Origin of the sequence: Brucella sp., assembly GCF_032066345.1 — a bacterium.
GTDB lineage: Bacteria > Pseudomonadota > Alphaproteobacteria > Rhizobiales > Rhizobiaceae > Brucella > Brucella pseudogrignonensis.
Genome location: NZ_DAMBKZ010000011.1, coordinates 13,255 through 31,993, shown reverse-complemented (window position 1 = coordinate 31,993; position 18,739 = coordinate 13,255). Strand labels below are relative to the sequence as shown.

The following is an 18,739-nucleotide window of genomic DNA, read 5'->3' as shown; positions in this document are numbered from 1 at the left end:
CCTCACATTTCCATGCCGAGCAGCTGCCCGACCGTGTGAACGTCCTTGTCGCCGCGACCGGACAGATTGACGATCATCACCTGATCCTTGCCCATGCTTGGTGCCATCTTCACGGCTTGCGCAATCGCATGAGCGGATTCAAGCGCTGGAATAATACCTTCAACGCGGGTGCAAAGCTGGAAAGCTTCAAGCGCTTCGTCGTCGAGGATCGGCACATAGTCAACGCGGCCGCTGTCTTTGAGCCATGAATGCTCAGGACCAACGCCCGGATAATCGAGACCTGCGGAAACCGAATGGCCTTCGAGAATCTGGCCATCTTCGTTCTGCAGCAGATAGGTGCGGTTGCCATGCAAAACGCCGGGGCTGCCCGCACTCATCGAGGCGCAATGCTCAACGCCATCAAGACCGCGACCGCCAGCTTCAACACCGACGATCTTGACCGATGCGTCGTCAAGGAACGGATGGAACAGGCCAATTGCGTTCGATCCGCCGCCGACGGCAGCAACGATCACATCCGGCAAACGGCCTTCCTGTTCAAGAATCTGCTTACGCGCTTCGACGCCAATCACCGACTGGAAATCGCGCACGAGTTCCGGATAAGGATGCGGACCAGCAGCGGTGCCAATCAGGTAATAGGTGTCTTCAACATTAGTGACCCAGTCGCGAAGTGCTTCGTTCATGGCGTCTTTGAGCGTGCCATTGCCAGCCGTGACAGGCTTTACTTCGGCACCCAGCAGTTTCATGCGGAAGACGTTTGGTTTCTGACGTTCAACGTCGGTGGCACCCATATAGACCACGCAAGGCAGGCCGAAGCGGGCTGCAACGGTTGCCGATGCAACACCGTGCTGACCAGCGCCGGTTTCAGCGATGATGCGGGTCTTGCCCATGCGCTTGGCAAGCAGGATCTGGCCGAGGCAATTGTTGATCTTGTGGCTGCCGGTATGGTTCAGGTCTTCGCGCTTGAAGTAAATCTTCGCGCCGCCCAGATGCTTTGTCAGGCCTTCAGCATAATAAAGCTTGGAAGGGCGACCGGCATAATAGGTCGAAAGATCGGAAAGCTCGGCCTGAAATTCAGGATCGCTCTTTGCCGTATCATAGGCTTCCTGCAATTCGAGGATCAGCGGCATCAGCGTTTCGGCGACAAAGCGTCCGCCAAAAATGCCGAACATGCCTTCTTCATCCGGGCCTGTCTTATAGGAATTGGGTTCAACCGGCTTGTTCAATGCTGCCACTCCGTCATGTGCAGGCTATTTGTCTGGCATCAGACACAGCCTGAAAGAATTCTCTAATAAGACGCACATCCTTTTCGCCAGGTGCGCGCTCTACGCCGGACGATACATCGATACCCGGCGCACGCGTATTTTGCAGCGCCTCGGCAATGTTGCCCGCGTTCAGTCCACCGGAAAGCATGTAATCGACACTTTCGTCAAGCGCGTCGAGCAATGTCCAGTCAAAGGATACACCATTGCCGCCGGGAAGGTCTGAACCTTTCGGCGGTTTGGCATCAAAGAGAAAGCGATCTGCGATGCCCTTATAAGGCGCGATCACTTCGAGATCGTGCGCGTCACGAATTGCAAAAGCCTTTATCACCGGCAGGCCATAGCGCTTCTTCACAAAGCCCACGCGTTCAGGCGTTTCATGGCCATGCAGCTGCAACATGTCAGGCTTTAATTCGCGAACGATTTCATCAAGCGTTTCGTCATCCGCATCAACGCTCACAGCAACCACTTTGGCGCGGCCTTTTGCTGCTTCACGCAGACGCCCTGCATCAGCGGGGGTAAGATGGCGTGGGCTTTTCGGAAAGAAGATGAAGCCAATATGCGTCGCCCCGCCATCGAGAGCAGCATTGACTGCTTCAGGCGTTTTGAGACCGCATATTTTTATATCAAAAACCATGGCGTTTCCGTCGCACATATTGCGACGGGACTCAAGCCGTTCCCGGCGCTGTTTCGGCTGGCGCGTCATCATAACCCTGTGCGATCAGGGTATCATACGCTTCCATGACCTCAAGGGGAACTGCCTGCGCAATCTGAAAACCCAGAGCCGGATATTCCAGAATGCGCCGCAAATCACCTGTCATTTCACGGACCAGCTTTTCGAACCCGTGAGCCTTTGTCGGCTGATCCTCGAAAGATGTAGCTGGTGCTGTGACAAAAGCCTTGGCTTCCGGCCATTGCCGGTCAACCGTTGCACGCACGCGGCGTTGCGTCTGTGGTTTGGTGACGAAAATCGGACTGATGGCACCTGGCACCATCTTTTCGCGCGAAAAAAGGATATTCTCGCCGATATTGGTCGCTTTTGGCTCAATGATGATGGCGCTTTCCGGCACGCCTTCAGCAATTGCGATTTCCGCAAAGGCTTCGGCCTCCGATGCCTTGTAGAGCCCTTTGGTCCAGTTACCGCTATGGCCTGTGAACATGAGCCAGGTGCCAAGGCCCTGCATGTAGAGATCGGCCGCATGTTTTGCGACGCGGGTATCATAGCTGCCTAAGCCGATAATGACATCGGCGGTCTGAAGTTCGTCATAGATGCAATGGTAATCCCATAGCACCCGGGCGGCATTTTGAATATTTGATGTCATGTAAAGTCGATAGCCTGTAATGCGCTGCCATTGCGCTTGAGCCATGCTTTGCAGCGCTCGGTATCGGGGCAAAGCTCTTGGCAGAGTTTCCAGAATTTCGGCCCATGGTTCATCTCGACCAGATGCGCCACTTCGTGGGCGACGAGATAGTTGATGACGGGCGGCGGGGCCATGCCGATGCGCCATGAGAAGGAAAGCACGCCATCGGAAGTACACGACCCCCAGCGGCTTTTGGTATCCTTGAACCGGACCGCCTTGGCTTTGCGGCCCACGGTTGCCGTATGACGTGCAACCAGTTGCTCGATGTCGCGTTTGACTTCGCGCTTGAGGTAATCGGCAACGCGCCGCGCAAGATGTGCGGGGTCGCCATGAACGAGCAGAATATTGCCTTCCAGCAAATCAACCGTGCCACGTCCGGGCTGATGGGTGATGAGATGCGGCACACCGCGAATGGGTATTTTCACACCCACACGAAGGCCAGCCTGATCGGGCAATTTTGCAATGCGGCTTTCAATCCAGCCTTCATGGCGGATCAAAAAACTCTGCACTTCACGGTCGGGCAAACCCGGTGGAATTGTAACACGCAGACCCTTACCGCCGGTCTCGATCCGAAGTGTCAGGCGTTTGGCGCGCGGGTTTTCAAGCACGCGCAAAGGCAATTCACGTCCTGCGACCGCATGAATGCGTTCGCTTCTGACTGTCGCCGACTGTTTAGCCTTCGATGAACGAAATAAGGAAAAGCCCATTCCTTAAAAATAAGTGATTCGCGAAAAAAGCCAGAAATTTTTGACGTTCAAAGCAAAACGACGCGGGTGAAGCATAATCCGACCGGAGTGGAACGAGGATCGATAAGATTATGCATTGGGTAAAAAAAGCTTAGAGCGCAGGTTTGATTCACTCAAACCGGGTTGCGCTCTAAGCCCGCGTCGCAACAGGTATTACAGCAATAATTTAGCGGTCAAATATCCGTGACATCGTTGCTGTCGGTCTTTGCTGGCGTGCGTTTGCCATTGGCGCGACGCTCATTCATGAAACGCTCGAACTCTTCCTTGTCACGGGCACGGCGAAGTTCCTGCGCATAGGCTTCGAAGTCGGCGCGGGCTTCTTCAAGCTTGCGGCGTTCTTCAGCCAGACGGTCGAGTTCTTCGCGGCGCCAGTCATCGAAAGCCGCATTGCCGGTCGTGCCGCCAAAGCCGAAGCTTTCACTTTTACCGCAGTTGCGGAAAGAGCCGAACATTGAGTCGGTCTTCTCGTTAACTTGGCGTTTGAAATCACCGAGGCGGTCGCCCCAGATGATATAGGCGAGCATGGCGAGGCCAAGCGGCCAGAAGAAGATAAAGCCCAGCACCATCAGCGCGATTGTCGCTGGTGTCCATGCGGGGCGGATCAATGCAGAATTTGTCATGGTCTACTCCGTTTAATTCAGGGCCGTTCGCTTAGTCTCGCGGCTTGAATTTGACGTGGTAAACCAATTGCGGCTTTTCAAGAATGTTGTGGGCCTGTTCCCGCCATGCGAGAGCTAAGCAATGTGATTATCTCGGAAATTTTTTCTGTAAATGTTCAAGCGTTGCCACTCCAAGACCTGCAATCAATGCCCAGAAGGCTGAACCGACTCCGAAAAAGGCAATACCGGAGGCGGTGACAGCGAAGGTTACGATAGCGGCCAGCCGTTCTTCTTCATGCTTGAGTGCCAGCGACATGGCATTGATGAACGGCCCCATGAGAGCAAGACCAGCGACCAGTGCAATCAGCGTTGCAGGCAGAACGGCAAAGATTGCCACCAGCGAAGCGCCGAATAAAGCGAAGACCACATAGAATGCCGCATAAACGGGCCCGGTCATCCAACGTTTGGTCGGATCGGGATGGGCATCCGGATTGGTACAAAGGGCGGCTGAAATGGCGGCAAGATTGCTGGTCCCTGCACCAAAGGGGGCAGTCAGCAGAGAGAAAAGCCCTGTCACCCTTAGGGCGGCGCTGGTTGGTGGCTCATAGCCGGATGCTCGCAATACGGCAAAGCCCGGCAGGTTCTGCGAAGCCATCGTGACAAGATAAAGCGGAAGCGCGATGCCGATCATGGCGCCGATGTGAAACTCTGGCCAGATCAGCGTGAGTGTCGAGATCTCTGGCGCAGGCAATTGCGGAATGCGTCCTGTCAACAGCGCATAAGCCATGCCGAGTACGAGCACGGCAATGACGGCGAGTGATGGATTGAACAGGCGGATGATGAAGAAAAGCGCTACCAGCGGCAGAACGAAACTCGGATCAAGCGAGACAGATTTTGCAGCTGCAATGACGAAGCTAAGCAACACTCCGGCCAGCATTCCCGAAGCAACCGATGCCGGAATGCGTGAAACAAGCGTTGAAAGCTGACGGACCAATCCGGTGAGGATCAGCGCAAGAGCTGTTACGATGAAAGCGCCCACGGCTTCAGGCATGGTAAAACCGACACTTGCGCCGATCAGTGCCAGACCGGGTGTGGACCACGCTGCGATGATCGGCATTTTGTAGCGCACACTAAGCCATGCGGATGAACCAGCAATAGCCAGACACACTGCCGTCACCCAGCTTGCTGTTTCGGCCTGCGTTGCGCCCAGCACATTGGCCGCCGCAACAATGAGCGCCAGCGTGCTGCCAAAGCCGACAATCGCAGCAACCGCAGAAGACGCAAAAACCGAAAAGCGCATGACTTAGTCTCCGAAAGATATACGTTCGGCGAGGGCCGATACGGTGCGGATCAGCAGTTCCAGGTCTTGCGGGCGCGAAAGACGATGGTCGCCATCGCGAACCAGCGTCAGCGTCACATCATCAACCGGCAGATGTTCGACGAGCTTAAGCGCATGTTGGTAAGGCACGGCCTCATCCTGCATCCCTTGCAGGATATGCACCGGACAACCGGTCTCGATAATGCCCTTAAGTACAAGATTGTTACGACCGTCTTCGATCAATGCGCGGGTATAGATGTAAGGGTTCGGCGAATATTCTGAAGGCTCTTCAAAATAGCCCTGTTCCATCAGATCGTTCTTCTGCGCTTCGGTCAGCGATGGTTCGACAAGCTCGGCAGTAAAGTCCGGGGCTGGGGCAATCAGAACGATCCCGGCAGGAGACTTGCCTGCTTTCTTCAGTTCCTGCGCCATGCGCAACGCAATCCAGCCGCCCATGGATGATCCGACAAGGATCTGCGGGCCTTCCGCATATTTGTCTAGAATCGTGAGGCTTTCATTCAGCCAACGTGAGATTGTGCCCTGATTGAAGTCGCCGCCCGACTCACCGTGCCCTGAATAATCAAGACGCAGAGCGGAATGCCCGGTCTTCTCTGCCCATTCATCAAGAACAACAGCCTTGGTGCCAAGCATGTCGGAGCGATAGCCACCAAGCCAGACAATGCCGGGAGCAACCTGTCCCGCACGGTTGCGGACTGCGATTTTAGCGCCATCGACATAAATAAAATCGGGTTCAGCTGCGCTCATGCTTGGTCTCCTGAATTGGCAGGCACTCTATCAAATTCTTTTCATTTGCCATTTCTGCCCGTCAGAGAAAACCTTTCGCCGGGTCACTCCCTTGAAATATTGAGGAATGTGACCGATATGTCGCTTTACACTCCCGAAATACTTCTTTCTTCGTCGGGGGTGATTTTCCCAGTCAAAGATGCTATTGACTTTACCGCTCGCTTGACCACATTTCCGCGTTAAACAGGGGTTTGATGGGGGAATGCCGTCGCGGGCAACGAAATTAAACCGCCTATGACGTTAATAATCAGGAGATAACGACCATTCGCCGACCGTTCAGAGCGACGCCGGTCCAGAAAGACGGACCGCGCTCCAACCGTGATATCCGGGTTCCCCGGGTCCAGCTTATTGATGCCGAAGGCCATAACCACGGCAGTATCCCGACGCAGGACGCCATTGCGATGGCAGAAGAAGCGGGTCTCGATCTCGTTGAGATCGTGCCAAACGCTGAACCACCTGTGTGCAAGATCGTGGATCTCGGCAAGCTGAAGTATCAGAATCAGAAAAAAGCCTCCGAAGCCCGCAAGAAGCAGAAAACGGTCGAAATCAAGGAAATCAAGATGCGACCGAACATCGACACTCATGACTATGAAGTGAAGATGAAGGCTGCACAGCGTTTCTTCGAAGAAGGCGACAAGGTCAAGGTAACACTTCGTTTCCGTGGCCGTGAAATGGCCCACCAGGAGCTCGGAATGAAGCTTCTGCTGCGTGTGAAAGAAGATACCGTCGAAATCGCCAAGGTGGAATCCGAGCCAAAGCTCGAAGGCCGCCAGATGATGATGGTTCTGGCTCCGCGCTGATTGTAAATTCCCGCCTTTGAAAAGCCGCCTTCGGGCGGTTTTTCTTTTTCCAGAATCACCCCACTTTCAGAGAAAACCATGAAAACATTGGGCGAACTGGGCAAATATCAGCAAAGACGCCGTCTTGCGATCGCTCTTCTTATCGGACTTCTTGTTGTCGCACTGTTCTTTGTGCGCTCGCGGTCAATTGGGCATTTGCATGAATATATCGAATCATTCGGCATAAGCTTGATTGTTGCAGCCATTCTCGGACGCATGTGGTGCACGCTTTATATCGGTGGTCGCAAAAGTGCCGAGATCGTGCAGACCGGTCCTTATTCGATGACGCGTAATCCGCTTTATGTGTTCAGCAGCATCGGCGCGATCGGTATCGGCGCGCAGACGGGCAGCATTATCATTGCGTTGGCCTTTGGTGTGCTTTGCTATCTGGCTTTTTCAACTGTCATTCGCACGGAAGAGAAGTTCCTCAAGGCCAACTTCGGCAAACCATACGAGGATTATTGCGCACGCGTGCCGCGATTCTTTCCAAGCTTTTCACTGTTCCGCGATGATGATGAGCTCAGGGTAAAGCCTGATCGACTGTATCGGACCTTTACGGATGGCCTGGTGTTCTTTGTGGCCTATCCGTTCTTTGAATTCATTGAGTACCTTCAGGACATCGGTACATTACCGGTTCTGCTGCGACTTTATTGAGTTTGAGGCACGATTCAGCCTGATTCACGTTGATTCAGGCATTGCGTTTTCTGACCTTTAAGCCTATAAGGCCGCGTTCGAACCGCCCGGCAGGGCATGCCGTGGCGGTTTCGTATGCTTTTCGGACTTGGTCTGTCCGGAAGTAAAACAAAGTTCCGGTCTTTTGCAGGACGGACGCTTTTTCAAACAAGAGGCGTGGAGTGCTGCAAGCACGACGGGGACTAAACAAAGGAGTAGCAAAATGCCCAAGATGAAGACCAAATCGGCTGCTAAGAAGCGGTTCAAAATTACTGGCACTGGCAAAGTTGTAGCTGCGGCTGCAGGCAAGCGCCATGGCATGATCAAGCGCTCGAACAAGTTCATTCGCGATGCACGCGGCACCATGGTGCTCTCGGACGCAGATGCGAAGATCGTAAAACAGTTCCTGCCTAACGGCCTCTAAGCCGTCTATCCTCTAAGGAGATCATATCATGGCACGTGTAAAACGCGGCGTTACCGCCCACGCCAAGCACAAAAAAGTTCTCGACCAGGCTTCGGGTTTCCGTGGTCGTCGTAAAAATACGATCCGCACTGCTAAGGCTGCTGTAGATCGTTCGAAGCAGTATGCTTACCGCGACCGCAAGAATCGCAAGCGTACGTTCCGCGCGCTCTGGATTCAGCGTATCAACGCTGCTGTTCGTGAACAGGGCCTGACCTATGGCCGTTTCATCGACGGTCTTGCTAAGGCAGGTATCGAAATCGACCGTAAGGTTCTTTCCGACATCGCAATCCATGAACCTGATGCATTCGGTGCGCTGGTTGCGTCGGCAAAGAAGGCTCTCGAGTACCTCAAGAACACCGAGACGCCAAACGCTTTTGAAGGCGCTGTTCGCTAAGCCAGCCCTTCCCAAGTGATATTTTGAATTTGGGGAACCCGCGCTGGCTCGGCTGGCGCGGGTTTTTCTTTCGTATCTGGCGCCAATGGCGCGACCAAGAGGCGTCGAGTGTCCCCTGGACACGAGAGGGATGTAAACCAAGAGGCGTGGAGCGCGTTCAGCGCGACAGGGATATAGACAATGAGCGATCTCGAACAACTCGAACAAACGATCATGGGCGAAATCGCTGCTGCCAGCGACGAGCAGGCGATTGAAGCGGTGCGCGTTGCAGCACTCGGCAAAAAAGGCACTATCTCTGAAAAGCTGAAGACGCTGGGCAGCATGACACCGGAAGAGCGTCAGGCGCAGGGTCCTGCCATCAACGGCCTGAAGAATCGCGTCACCGAAGCGCTCACTGAACGCAAGACAGAGCTGCGCAAGCAAGCCATTGCAGCGCGCCTTGAGCGTGAGAAAGTCGATGTGACCTTGCCGGTACGCGAAAGCGCCGCTGCGCGTGGCCGCATTCACCCAATTTCTCAGGTTATCGATGAAATCACCGCGATTTTCGCGGATATGGGTTTCTCGATTGCCGAAGGTCCGGATATTGAGACCGATTATTACAATTTCACGGCGCTGAACTTCCCTGAAGGCCACCCGGCGCGCGAGATGCACGACACGTTCTTCTTCAATCCAGACGAGAAGGGCGAGCGCAAGCTATTGCGTACGCATACCTCGCCGGTGCAGGTGCACACGATGGAGAAGTTCGCAGCCATTCGCGATAAGGAAGGCCGTGACGAACCGATCCGCATCGTCATTCCGGGCAAGACCTATCGCATGGATTCCGACGCTACCCATTCGCCGATGTTCCATCAGGTCGAAGGTCTGGTCGTCGATAAGTCGGCTAATGTCGCCAATATGAAGTGGGTGCTTGAAGAGTTCTGCAAGGCGTTCTTTGAAGTGCCAAACGTCACGATGCGTATGCGTCCGAGCTTCTTCCCATTCACCGAGCCATCGGTTGAGGTTGATATTCAGTGCGACCGTTCCGGCCCGCATGTGAAGTTCGGTGAAGGCACGGACTGGCTTGAAATTCTTGGCTGCGGCATGGTGCATCCGAATGTACTGCGCGCTTCGGGTTATGACCCGGACGTCTATCAGGGCTTTGCATGGGGTATGGGTATCGACCGCATCGCCATGCTGAAATACGGAATGCCTGATCTGCGCGCCTTCTTTGATGCCGATGTGCGCTGGCTCAACCATTATGGTTTCCGTCCGCTTGATCTGCCAACGCTGTTTGGTGGCCTGAGCGCATGACGCAACTGCCCGAACCTTATCGCGATGCCGTGACCTTCGCCTTTGGCGATTCGCCGGAACTCGCCGATGAGTTGCTCGCGCTCGTACTGGCAGGTCGCAAGATTGCGACCTGTGCCGCGCTTGCCTCGTTCGGTGAAGACGGCGAGCCGATGCCGGTCGTCGGACGTCGTGATGTGGTTCTGGATGGTCTTGGTCAACCTGCCGCGGTGATCGAAACAGTAGAGCTGACGGTCCGCCGCTTCGATGAGGTTGATGCCGCATTTGCGGAACAGGAGGGCGAAGGCCCGCTGGAAGAATGGCGAAAGGGGCACGAGGCCTATTTTCGCCGCAACGGCGGCTTCTCCCTTGATATGGAATTGCTTTGCGAGCGCTTTCGCGTGGTCGAAGTGCTCAAACGCTGAAATTTAGGAAAGAACACGATCATGAAATTCACGCTTTCCTGGCTCAAGGATCACCTTGAAACCGATGCGACGCTCGATCAGATCGTCGAAAAGCTGACCGATATTGGTCTGGAAGTGGACGGGGTTGATGACCGCGCTGTTTTCAGGGCATTCAAAGTTGCCAAGGTTTTGACGGCAGTTCAGCATCCGGATGCTGACAAGCTGCGCGTTCTCTCCGTTGATACGGGCGAAGGCCAGCCGGTTCAGGTTGTTTGTGGTGCTCCGAACGCGCGCGCCGGTCTCGTTGGTGTTCTGGGCCGTCCGGGCGATTACGTTCCGGGCCTTGATGTCACGCTTTCGGTTGGCAAAATCCGCGGTGTTGAAAGCTTCGGTATGATGTGTTCCGAGCGCGAGCTGGAACTTTCTGATGAACATAATGGCATTATTGACCTTCCGGACGACGTTCCGGTCGGCACGAGCTTTGCTGCCTATATGGGTCTTGATGATCCGATTATCGAAATCGGTCTGACGCCAAATCGTGCGGATTGCACCGGCATTCGCGGCATTGCCCGTGATCTGGCAGCCGCTGGTCTTGGCACACTCAAGAATACCCTGCCGGAAGTGGTGAAGGGTGAAGGCGAAACACCTGTTAAGATCATTCTCGATCAGGATGCCGAAAACCCGTTCTGCACCGGCTTCGCACTGCGCATGGTCAAGGGTGTCAAAAACGGCCCAAGCCCGAAATGGATGCAGCAGCGCCTGAAGGCTATCGGTCTGCGCCCGATCAATGCACTGGTCGACATCACCAATTATGTGACGTTTGATCAGGGCCGTCCGCTGCATGTTTTCGATGCGGCCAAAGTTAAGGGCAATCTGACAGTGCGCGCGGCAAAGGATGGCGAAACCATTCTCGGCCTCGACCAGCGCGAATATAAGTTCAAGCCGGGCATGTATGTGATCGCCGATGAAAACGGTCCCGAATCGATTGCCGGTATCATGGGCGGTGAGCATTCAGGCTGTGATGAAAACACTGTCGATGTCCTGATCGAATCCGCTCTTTGGGATCCGCGCACAATCGCACGTACCGGTCGCGAACTGGGCATCGTCACTGATGCGCGCTATCGCTTTGAGCGTGGTGTCGATCCGGAAATGATGGTTCCGGGTGCAGAACTAGCAACCAGGCTGGTGCTTGAACTCTGCGGCGGTCAGCCGACAGTTCTCGACGTGGTTGGTTACACGGCACCGACCGCGCGCGTCATTGATTTCCCGGTTACGGAAGTGAAGCGCCTTACCGGCATCGATGTTTCCTATGAGGCATCTTTCGACATTCTGAAGAGTCTTGGCTTCGGCGTTGAAGGCGACAGCAAGGTCATCAAGGCAACAGTGCCAACATGGCGTGGTGACGTGGAAGGCAAAGCCGACCTCGTTGAAGAAGTCATGCGTATCCATGGCATCAATCAGATCGAACCACAGCAGCTGCCGGGCCTTGGCACGGTGAATGGCCGTATTCTGACGACGTTGCAGATCCGTACACGTCTGGCACGCCGTACGCTTGCTTCGCGCGGCATGATGGAAGCTGTCACCTATTCCTTCATTTCCGAAGCGCAGGCCAAAGCCTTTGGCGGTGGCAAACCGGAACTGAAGCTGGCGAACCCGATCGCAGCTGATATGTCGGATATGCGTCCTTCGCTTCTGCCGGGCCTGCTCGCAGCCGCGCAGCGCAACGCAGATCGCGGTTTTGGCGATACGGCATTGTTTGAGGTGTCGGGCATCTATGAAGGTGACAAGCCGGAACAGCAGCGCCGCGTGGCCGGTGGTGTCCGTCGCGGCACGGCTGGTGTTGAAGGTTCGGGCCGTTTCTGGTCTGGTAATGCAGCACCTATTGGTGTTTTCGATGCCAAAGCTGATGCTCTGGCTGCCCTTGAAGCAGCTGGCGCGCCGGTTGATCGCATCCAGATCGAAGCCGGTGGTCCGGAATGGTTCCATCCGGGTCGTTCGGGCACGCTGAAGCTCGGACCGAAGGTGGTTCTGGGTTATTTCGGTGAATTTCACCCTGATACGCTGGAAGCGCTTGATGTTTCAGGCACGCTTTGCGGCTTTGAAGTCTATATTGATGCCATTCCTGAGCCGAAGGCAAAGGCAACCCGCACCAAGCCAGCTCTGAGCCTCTCGCAGTTCCAGAGCCTCAAGCGTGACTTCGCTTTCGTCGTGGATGCAAGCGTTGAAGCCGGTAACGTCGTGAAGGCCGTTTCGTCGGCTGACAAGAAGCTGATTGCCGGCGTGCAGGTGTTTGACGTCTTCACAGGCGCTTCGCTTGGTGAAGGCAAGAAGTCGATTGCGGTTGAAGTGTTGTTGCAGCCACAGGATCGCACGCTGACCGACGAAGATCTGGAAGCACTGGCAAAGCAGGTGATCGCAAATGTCACCAAGCAGACCGGCGGCGTTCTTCGCGGATAAGAATGAAACAAAAAGCCCGGCTTTTAGCCGGGCTTTTTTAACCTCGTAAACCGATACAATTGCCCCATGGGTCTTTGACCTGACACATGCGCATGTCGTCTTGAATATCGAGCGGCCCGCGATAAAGCGTGCCGCCAATGGCAATCAAATGCGCAAGCATTTCATCGAAATCCTCGACGTGCCAATAGACAACACTTCCCGCAGCACCCGATGAAACTTTTTCATCTGCCGGAACGATTTCCAGATCCACATCGCCGATCTGCAGATAGCTGAAATCAAACGCTTCAAGATGTTTGAGAACCGCCTGCGGAAAGGCTTTGAGATACCACTCGATTGCCGTCTCAACATCGCCGACGTGGATCAGAACGGCGGATATCGTGCCACTCATGCGGGGACAGCCGCACGCGCAGGCATGGCAAGCATGGCCATGTCGATAATCTTCTGTACGGCTTCGCGGGAGTTGCCATCACGGGCTTCAAAAGAAATGCTCTGCTGGATCATGTGATAAAATTCGGTCATTTGCGCAATGTCAGTTTGTTCTGTCAGATCACCTGCTGCAATGGCGCGTTTCAGGCGTTGCGAAAGCCGCTCATGATTTGTGTGACGAACACCCTGAAGGAACGCCTTCACATCGGCATTTTCAGGTTTGCACTGGATAGAGCTCACACTGATCATACATCCGCCAGCAGGACACGCAAAAGCGCTGTCGGCGCTTAGTTCCAGCCATTGCCGCATACCGTCCTGAATGGTGCGCGCATTTTCGAGTGCCTCGAAAGGAGTGGCGCCAATCGTGCGGCTATAATAGTCCACAGCTTCGCGAAACGCCTGCTCCTTGTTGCCAAATGCTGCGTAAAAGCTCGGCGGCGTGATGCTGATCGCCGACGTAAAATCGTTGATCTGGGCGCATTCATAGCCTTTTGCCCAGAAGACTTTCATGACTTTTTCCAGCGCAGTATCGCGGTCGAAACTGCGCGGTCGGCCGCGCGGAACCATTTTTCGCCCTTTCTGTAGTCATCCTTATATAATTTGCTTGACGCTCCGGAGCAAGGCGATATGAATTATGTAGTACTGACTATATAAATAGGATTCGTCCCATGAACGAAGTGTGTGATTCTGCCCTCACGGCGGAAGGGGGTTCTGCGTCTTCAAGCGAGGCGCGTGCGATCCCACTGGTGGTTTATTGCCTGACGCTTGGCGTCTTTGCACTGACCACTTCCGAGCTGATGATTTCCGGCATGATGCCAGCACTTCAGGAGGCTTTTGGCCGCTCGATTTCCGATATTGGTAATCTCATCTCGGTCTATGCTCTCGGCATGACGATTGGTGGTCCGCTGGTGACAATACTATTTCTGGCGCTGAAGATTGAAAATAAGCGCGGGCTGCTATTGCTTCTGATCCTTTATGCTGTGGGGCAAAGTGTGGCTGCCTCAACCAGCAATTTCCATGTGATGTTGGTAGCGCGTGTTTTCACCGGCATGGCAGCGGCGACAAGTTTCGGCCTGATGCTGGCGATCACTGCGCAGCTCGTCGTGCCTGAATTACGTGGTCGTGCATCGTCGCTGGTGTTTGCTGGTCTTATGCTGTGCACTGTTTTGGGTGTGCCGCTGGCAACCGCTATCACCAACGCTTTCGGCTGGCGGGCAAGCTTCTGGGCGATTGTGGTGCTGGTGCTGTTTTGTGCGTTGGTGATTGCGCTCAAAATCGAAGCAAAGCCAAATCATGCGGAAGTAAATCTGCGTTCAGAGCTGAATGAAATGCGCAAGCCACGGTTATGGGCAGCTTATGCAACCAGTGCCCTGGTGATCGGTGCCTCCTTCTCGGTTTATAGCTATCTTTCGCCAATTACTGCGAAACTGGCTGGCTTCCCGGAAGCGCAACTGCCTTATTTGCTGGCGGTTTATGGCGCTGCAAACATCACCGGCAATTACATTGTTGGTCGCTTTGCGGACCGTCATACGATTGCGACTATCTTTATCGGCATTCTGATCATGATGGCGGCAATGCTGATCTTTGCACTCTTTGCGGAGCTGAAATTTGCAACCATGCTGGCAATCGTCATGATTGGTCTTACGGGCATTGCGCTTAATCCCGCTTTCATTGCCCGTGTCATGCGGATTGCCCATCCGGGCGCGCTGGTCAATGCGATGCACGCATCAGTCATCAACATCGGTCTGGGCCTTGGCCCATGGGCTGGCGGCTTTGCGCTCTCAACGGGCTATAGCCTTCATGCACCGCTGTGGGTGGGCTTTATCATGACGCTTCTTGGTCTGTTGAGTCTCGCGCCCCGCGCGTTGCGTCGGATGTAATTTTCGACCTGCAAACAAAAAAGCCGGGGTTGATGCCCCGGCTTTTTGTATCGGAAGGGATGATTAATCCTTCGAGAAAATGGTTGCGCTCTGCGATGTCGAAACCATGGTGTTGTAATCACTAACAATCCACTGAAGATCAGAAGCGGCATTACCCTTGCGGGCATCGCCCTTGGTCTTTTCCAGCTTTTCCTGGAAGTCACGCAGCTTGCCCAAAAGGCTTGCAGGGCGGGATTCAAAAACATGGAACGAGTTAGGATGCTCGGTTGCGTAATCGTCCATTTCGCGAACGGCGGCCGCGTAAGTGTCCATGGCTTTGCCAAAGGCTTCCATATCGACAACTGGCTTTTCATTTTCCGGCAGCAGTTCAACAACTGCATTGGCACGCATCATGACATTGCGAACCTGCCAGTTGGCTTTTTTGCCTTCTGCCTTTTCAAGCGCATCAAGTTCGGCAAGATCGATTTTGGCCTTTTCCTCGCCTAACAGCGCATCGACACGCTTACGTTCTTTGGTGAACTCCGGCGCATATTCGGCGATCTGTTTGTGGAATTCCTTCGCACCAGCAAACTTGTCGGACTTATAGTCCTTGCGGTCGTAATATTTGCTCGCCTTTTCAACCACCGGGGCAAGCTTCTGATAAATCGCAATATAGCTCACCATCGCTTCATCAAGCGCCGGGAGTTTTGGGTCTGCCTTTGTGGCTTCTTCGGCTGCTTCAATTTCGCTGCGCACATCGTAAAGCGAGTACAGGCCGTAGACATTGCGCTCCTTGCCGGTCGGCCCCTTCTTCATGTCGACCCAGCTATCGTAGCGGTCGAGCGATTCTGAAGCGCGAATGGTGCGGTTGAGAAGCGAAACATAGGCGTTCATCTTTTCAATCGCAGCATTTGGATCGGCCTCATCGGCAGTTTGCGCGAAAGCTGCGGTCGGCAGAATGACCGCGAGAAGCGTGAACAGGATCGCACGAGGCGAGAAGCGTTTCATGTGGTTTTCCCTCATTGAGCACATTCTAAAAACGGTAAAATGATTGCAGTGCTTTCCTTTTCAAGGCCGGAAGTATGTCCCCGTCCGTCCTAATTATTCTCGGGCCAATCATTCTCTGGCCCATCATTGTCTGGCATCGTCAGGGAGCCAGTTGCTCCCGGAGCGATTTCTTATGACGGTGATGATTGTGGTGACGATTGAAAGCACGATCAGGTATTCGACAAAACGGAACGGAATCACAAACCAGCCGTTGATTGTGCGTTCGATTGCGCCATAGAGATTAACGATCTGAAACTCGTAATTCACGCCGGTACTACCGCCGCCATGACTGACGATTTCTTTGATTTGAAGATGACTGCCGGAGCTTCCGAACAGCCATACCAAAGGTTGGTTATAGACAGGGTTGCCGCGGCTGTCGAAAAACATGGCTGTAAACGACATGAACGAAATCATGATGGCTGCTGCTTCGGGCTTTCTCCAGTCGACTTTCGAGAGCCAGAATATCGCCGAGCAGACGGCAAGAAGAAAGACGCTCGCGACGCCATCGATAAAGATGACGCCATACATCCCATACATGAGGCCGAGCCCCACGAGGGAAAAGCAAGCAATAGCAGCGGCGGCGATGGCAAATATGCCAAGCACTTTCGTGATGGTTCCTGTTTGCATAGGGCGCAAAAAGCACGCACCCGCAAGAATGACAAGCCTTATTAGATTTTTCTACTTTATAAGGACGGTCATTTAAATCTTTGCGTTTGATTTATTCTGTGAACGCGAAAAGGCGGGGCTCCCCCCGCCTTTTCTTGCATAAAGTCAAAAGCTTTAGAGGCCGGTAGTTGCCAGCAATGCATCGGGATAGCGTTTGCCTGCAATCGTGTCAGAGCTGAAAAGCGTGTTCAGGCGATTTAGCTCGTCACTGCTCAAAGAAACATCTGCGGCCTTTGCATTGTCTTCGAGATGGTTGACCTTACGTGCACCGGGGATCGGTACGATGAAATCGCCCTGATGAAGAACCCAGGCAAGCGCGAGCTGCGCCGGTGTCACCTGCTTTTCACCAGCCATCTCGACAATCAGATCGACCTGCTTGTTGTTGGCTTCAAGGTTGCCGGGCTGGAAGCGCGGCAAGGTTTTGCGGAAATCATCTGCAGCAAAATCCGATTGCGAGCGAACTTTGCCGGTCAACATGCCACGACCAAGTGGGCTATAGGGCACGAAACCGATGCCAAGTTCGGCACAAACAGGCAGCACGTCATTTTCAGAATTGCGTTCCCACAGTGAATATTCGCTCTGAAGTGCCGCAATTGGGTGTACGGCATGGGCGCGGCGCAGCGTCTTTACACCTGCTTCCGAAAGGCCGATGGTCCGGATCTTACCCTCATCGATCAGATCTTTCATCGTGCCGATGACGTCTTCAATCGGCACATTCGGATCAACGCGATGCTGATAGAAAAGATCAATGGTTTCGATGCCGAGGCGCTTGAGAGAGGCGTCGGCCACGGCGCGAATATTTTCAGGGCGGCTATCGACGCCAACTGGCTTGCCATCCTCGATCTTGAAGCCGAATTTCGTGGCAATCGTTACTTTATCGCGAAATGATTTGAGTGCCTTGCCCAGCAGCTTTTCATTTTCATAGGGGCCATATACTTCAGCCGTATCAAAGAATGTGATGCCAAGATCAAAGGCACGGTGCAAAGTGGCAATGGCATCCTGTTCGTCCTGTCCGCCATAGGCATAGCTCATGCCCATGCAGCCGAGGCCGATTGCGGAGACAGTTAGTTCCTGACCAAGCTTGCGCGTTTTCATCGGTATTCCTTTCGGGGCGAGTTCTCAAATATGGGGAACTCGGAAACTCTGAAAACACAGGGTTTCCGGTAAGGCCGAAACTAACTCTCGAACAGGCGTTCGATAATACTGATTTATTTTCACGGGTTATTCTATATTTTAGAACAATGAATCGAAATCAGCTTTCCCAACTGGCTGTGTTGGCCGCTGTTGCTGCCCATGGCAGTTTCCGAGGGGCGGCGCGTGAATTGTCGATTGCGCCTTCCGCAGTCAGTCATGCGGTTGCTGCCCTTGAAGACAGTCTTGGCATCCGACTTTTGTCGCGCACCACGCGAAGCGTTGCGCCCACAGATGCCGGACGGCAATTGCTGGAACGGCTTGCTCCGGCGCTCGAGGAAATTCATCAGGCACTGGGTGCAGCAATTGAAGCGCGCGAGCACCCTGCAGGGACATTGCGCATTACGATGCCGCATATCGCAGCACAGTTTGTCATTGCGCCGCGATTGGGTGAATTTGCGGAAGCCTATCCCGACATTACGCTTGATCTGACGGTTGAAAGCGCATTCACCGATATTGTCGCAGCTGGCTTTGACGCCGGTATGCGGCTTGGCGAGAGCCTTGAGGCCGACATGATCTGCGCCCGCCTGACAAGCGATCTGCGTGCGGCGATTGTTGCCTCACCGTCCTATCTCGAAAGGACAACGATCCCCAGACATCCGAATGATCTGATGCAGCATCGTTGTGTGAGGCATCGCTTTGCAAGTGGTCGTATCTATCGCTGGGAGTTTGAAAAGGCGGGTGAAGAGCTGGAGATTGCCATCAACGGCGCACTTATTCTCAATGATGACCGGTTGATTCTCGATGCAGTCCTAAACGGCGCTGGTCTCGCTTATCTGTTCGAAGATCACGTTCGGGACGCGCTCACGGATGGAAGGCTGGCGAGGGTACTTGAAGACTGGTGCCAGCCTTTCGCGGGTCTTTACCTCTATTATCCAAGTCGTCGTCAGATGCGTCCGGCACTGCGCGCATTTATCGATTTCTTTCGCGGATCGTATGAGATGCAGCACCGCTTTCTGGGGGCGTGA

The 18,739-nt window shown here is 54.1% G+C and carries 22 protein-coding genes; 9 read left to right on the top strand and 13 right to left on the bottom strand.

What is annotated here, in order from left to right; genetic code table 11:
• Window positions 1-2 precede the first annotated feature (2 nt).
• The 8 genes from trpB to RT142_RS24425 all read right to left on the bottom strand — a co-directional run bounded on the left by trpB (window position 3) and on the right by RT142_RS24425 (window position 6,458).
• Window positions 3-1,223 carry a tryptophan synthase subunit beta gene (gene trpB, locus RT142_RS14620; RefSeq protein ID WP_007872625.1) on the bottom strand — a complete coding sequence of 407 codons (1,221 nt, stop codon included), beginning with the start codon at window positions 1,221-1,223 and terminating at the stop codon, window positions 3-5.
• Window positions 1,224-1,236: 13 nt separating this feature from the next.
• Window positions 1,237-1,896, bottom strand: a complete 660-nt coding sequence (locus RT142_RS14615) for a phosphoribosylanthranilate isomerase (RefSeq protein WP_007872628.1) — start codon at window positions 1,894-1,896, stop codon at window positions 1,237-1,239.
• Window positions 1,897-1,927: 31 nt separating this feature from the next.
• Window positions 1,928-2,581, bottom strand: a complete 654-nt coding sequence (locus RT142_RS14610; protein ID WP_007872630.1) for a YdcF family protein — start codon at window positions 2,579-2,581, stop codon at window positions 1,928-1,930.
• A complete protein-coding gene (locus tag RT142_RS14605) occupies window positions 2,578-3,327 on the bottom strand; it encodes a M48 family metallopeptidase (protein ID WP_112804510.1) in 750 nt (249 codons plus the stop codon). Before RT142_RS14605 ends, RT142_RS14610 begins: the two co-directional genes overlap by 4 nt.
• Window positions 3,328-3,539: 212 nt before the next feature.
• Complete coding sequence (locus RT142_RS14600) at window positions 3,540-3,986, bottom strand: DUF2852 domain-containing protein (RefSeq protein ID WP_007872634.1); 447 nt, start codon at window positions 3,984-3,986, stop codon at window positions 3,540-3,542.
• 127 nt (window positions 3,987-4,113) lie between these two features.
• Window positions 4,114-5,265 carry a benzoate/H(+) symporter BenE family transporter gene (locus RT142_RS14595; protein WP_112804511.1) on the bottom strand — a complete coding sequence of 384 codons (1,152 nt, stop codon included), beginning with the start codon at window positions 5,263-5,265 and terminating at the stop codon, window positions 4,114-4,116.
• 3 nt (window positions 5,266-5,268) lie between these two features.
• Window positions 5,269-6,048: an alpha/beta hydrolase gene (locus tag RT142_RS14590; protein ID WP_112804512.1), complete on the bottom strand. Its 780-nt coding sequence runs from the start codon at window positions 6,046-6,048 to the stop codon at window positions 5,269-5,271.
• A 218-nt stretch (window positions 6,049-6,266) separates the two neighbouring features.
• Window positions 6,267-6,458: a hypothetical protein gene (locus RT142_RS24425; RefSeq protein WP_374891498.1), complete on the bottom strand. Its 192-nt coding sequence runs from the start codon at window positions 6,456-6,458 to the stop codon at window positions 6,267-6,269.
• Between RT142_RS24425 and infC the strand changes: the two genes are divergently transcribed.
• The 7 genes from infC (at window position 6,411) to pheT (ending at window position 12,582) form a co-directional block, all read left to right on the top strand.
• Window positions 6,411-6,887, top strand: coding sequence for a translation initiation factor IF-3 (infC, locus tag RT142_RS14585; RefSeq protein ID WP_374844440.1), 477 nt, complete (start codon window positions 6,411-6,413; stop codon window positions 6,885-6,887). The two genes, RT142_RS24425 and infC, sit on opposite strands and share 48 nt — an antisense overlap.
• A gap of 78 nt (window positions 6,888-6,965) precedes the next feature.
• Window positions 6,966-7,580, top strand: a complete 615-nt coding sequence (locus RT142_RS14580; protein WP_064322267.1) for a methyltransferase family protein — start codon at window positions 6,966-6,968, stop codon at window positions 7,578-7,580.
• A gap of 241 nt (window positions 7,581-7,821) precedes the next feature.
• A complete protein-coding gene (gene rpmI, locus RT142_RS14575; protein WP_007872654.1) occupies window positions 7,822-8,022 on the top strand; it encodes a 50S ribosomal protein L35 in 201 nt (66 codons plus the stop codon).
• Between the two features lie 28 nt (window positions 8,023-8,050).
• Window positions 8,051-8,455, top strand: coding sequence for a 50S ribosomal protein L20 (gene rplT, locus RT142_RS14570; protein WP_007872656.1), 405 nt, complete (start codon window positions 8,051-8,053; stop codon window positions 8,453-8,455).
• Between the two features lie 180 nt (window positions 8,456-8,635).
• Complete coding sequence (gene pheS / locus RT142_RS14565) at window positions 8,636-9,745, top strand: phenylalanine--tRNA ligase subunit alpha (RefSeq protein WP_112804513.1); 1,110 nt, start codon at window positions 8,636-8,638, stop codon at window positions 9,743-9,745.
• Window positions 9,742-10,146: an ASCH domain-containing protein gene (locus RT142_RS14560; RefSeq protein WP_112804514.1), complete on the top strand. Its 405-nt coding sequence runs from the start codon at window positions 9,742-9,744 to the stop codon at window positions 10,144-10,146. The genes pheS and RT142_RS14560 overlap by 4 nt, the downstream gene beginning before the upstream one ends.
• Before the next feature lie 21 nt (window positions 10,147-10,167).
• Window positions 10,168-12,582 (top strand): phenylalanine--tRNA ligase subunit beta, encoded by a 2,415-nt coding sequence (pheT, locus tag RT142_RS14555; protein ID WP_313029538.1) that lies wholly within the window; start codon window positions 10,168-10,170, stop codon window positions 12,580-12,582.
• Between the two features lie 37 nt (window positions 12,583-12,619).
• On the opposite strand, the gene RT142_RS14550 is transcribed toward pheT, so the two are convergent.
• Entirely contained in the window at window positions 12,620-12,970 is a 351-nt protein-coding gene (locus RT142_RS14550) for a VOC family protein (RefSeq protein ID WP_079212502.1), read from the bottom strand.
• Window positions 12,967-13,575 carry a TetR/AcrR family transcriptional regulator gene (locus RT142_RS14545; RefSeq protein ID WP_112804516.1) on the bottom strand — a complete coding sequence of 203 codons (609 nt, stop codon included), beginning with the start codon at window positions 13,573-13,575 and terminating at the stop codon, window positions 12,967-12,969. The genes RT142_RS14550 and RT142_RS14545 overlap by 4 nt, the downstream gene beginning before the upstream one ends.
• A 101-nt stretch (window positions 13,576-13,676) precedes the next feature.
• On the opposite strand from RT142_RS14545, the gene RT142_RS14540 reads away from it, so the two are divergent.
• Entirely contained in the window at window positions 13,677-14,888 is a 1,212-nt protein-coding gene (locus RT142_RS14540) for an MFS transporter (RefSeq protein WP_313029536.1), read from the top strand.
• A 63-nt stretch (window positions 14,889-14,951) separates the two neighbouring features.
• On the opposite strand, the gene RT142_RS14535 is transcribed toward RT142_RS14540, so the two are convergent.
• From RT142_RS14535 to RT142_RS14525, 3 genes are all read right to left on the bottom strand, one after another.
• Window positions 14,952-15,875 (bottom strand): YiiG family protein, encoded by a 924-nt coding sequence (locus RT142_RS14535; protein WP_007872692.1) that lies wholly within the window; start codon window positions 15,873-15,875, stop codon window positions 14,952-14,954.
• 123 nt (window positions 15,876-15,998) lie between these two features.
• A complete protein-coding gene (locus RT142_RS14530; RefSeq protein WP_313029535.1) occupies window positions 15,999-16,517 on the bottom strand; it encodes a hypothetical protein in 519 nt (172 codons plus the stop codon).
• 177 nt (window positions 16,518-16,694) lie between these two features.
• Complete coding sequence (locus tag RT142_RS14525; RefSeq protein ID WP_113158766.1) at window positions 16,695-17,675, bottom strand: aldo/keto reductase; 981 nt, start codon at window positions 17,673-17,675, stop codon at window positions 16,695-16,697.
• Window positions 17,676-17,821: 146 nt separating this feature from the next.
• Between RT142_RS14525 and RT142_RS14520 the strand changes: the two genes are divergently transcribed.
• A complete protein-coding gene (locus RT142_RS14520) occupies window positions 17,822-18,739 on the top strand; it encodes a LysR family transcriptional regulator (RefSeq protein WP_313029532.1) in 918 nt (305 codons plus the stop codon).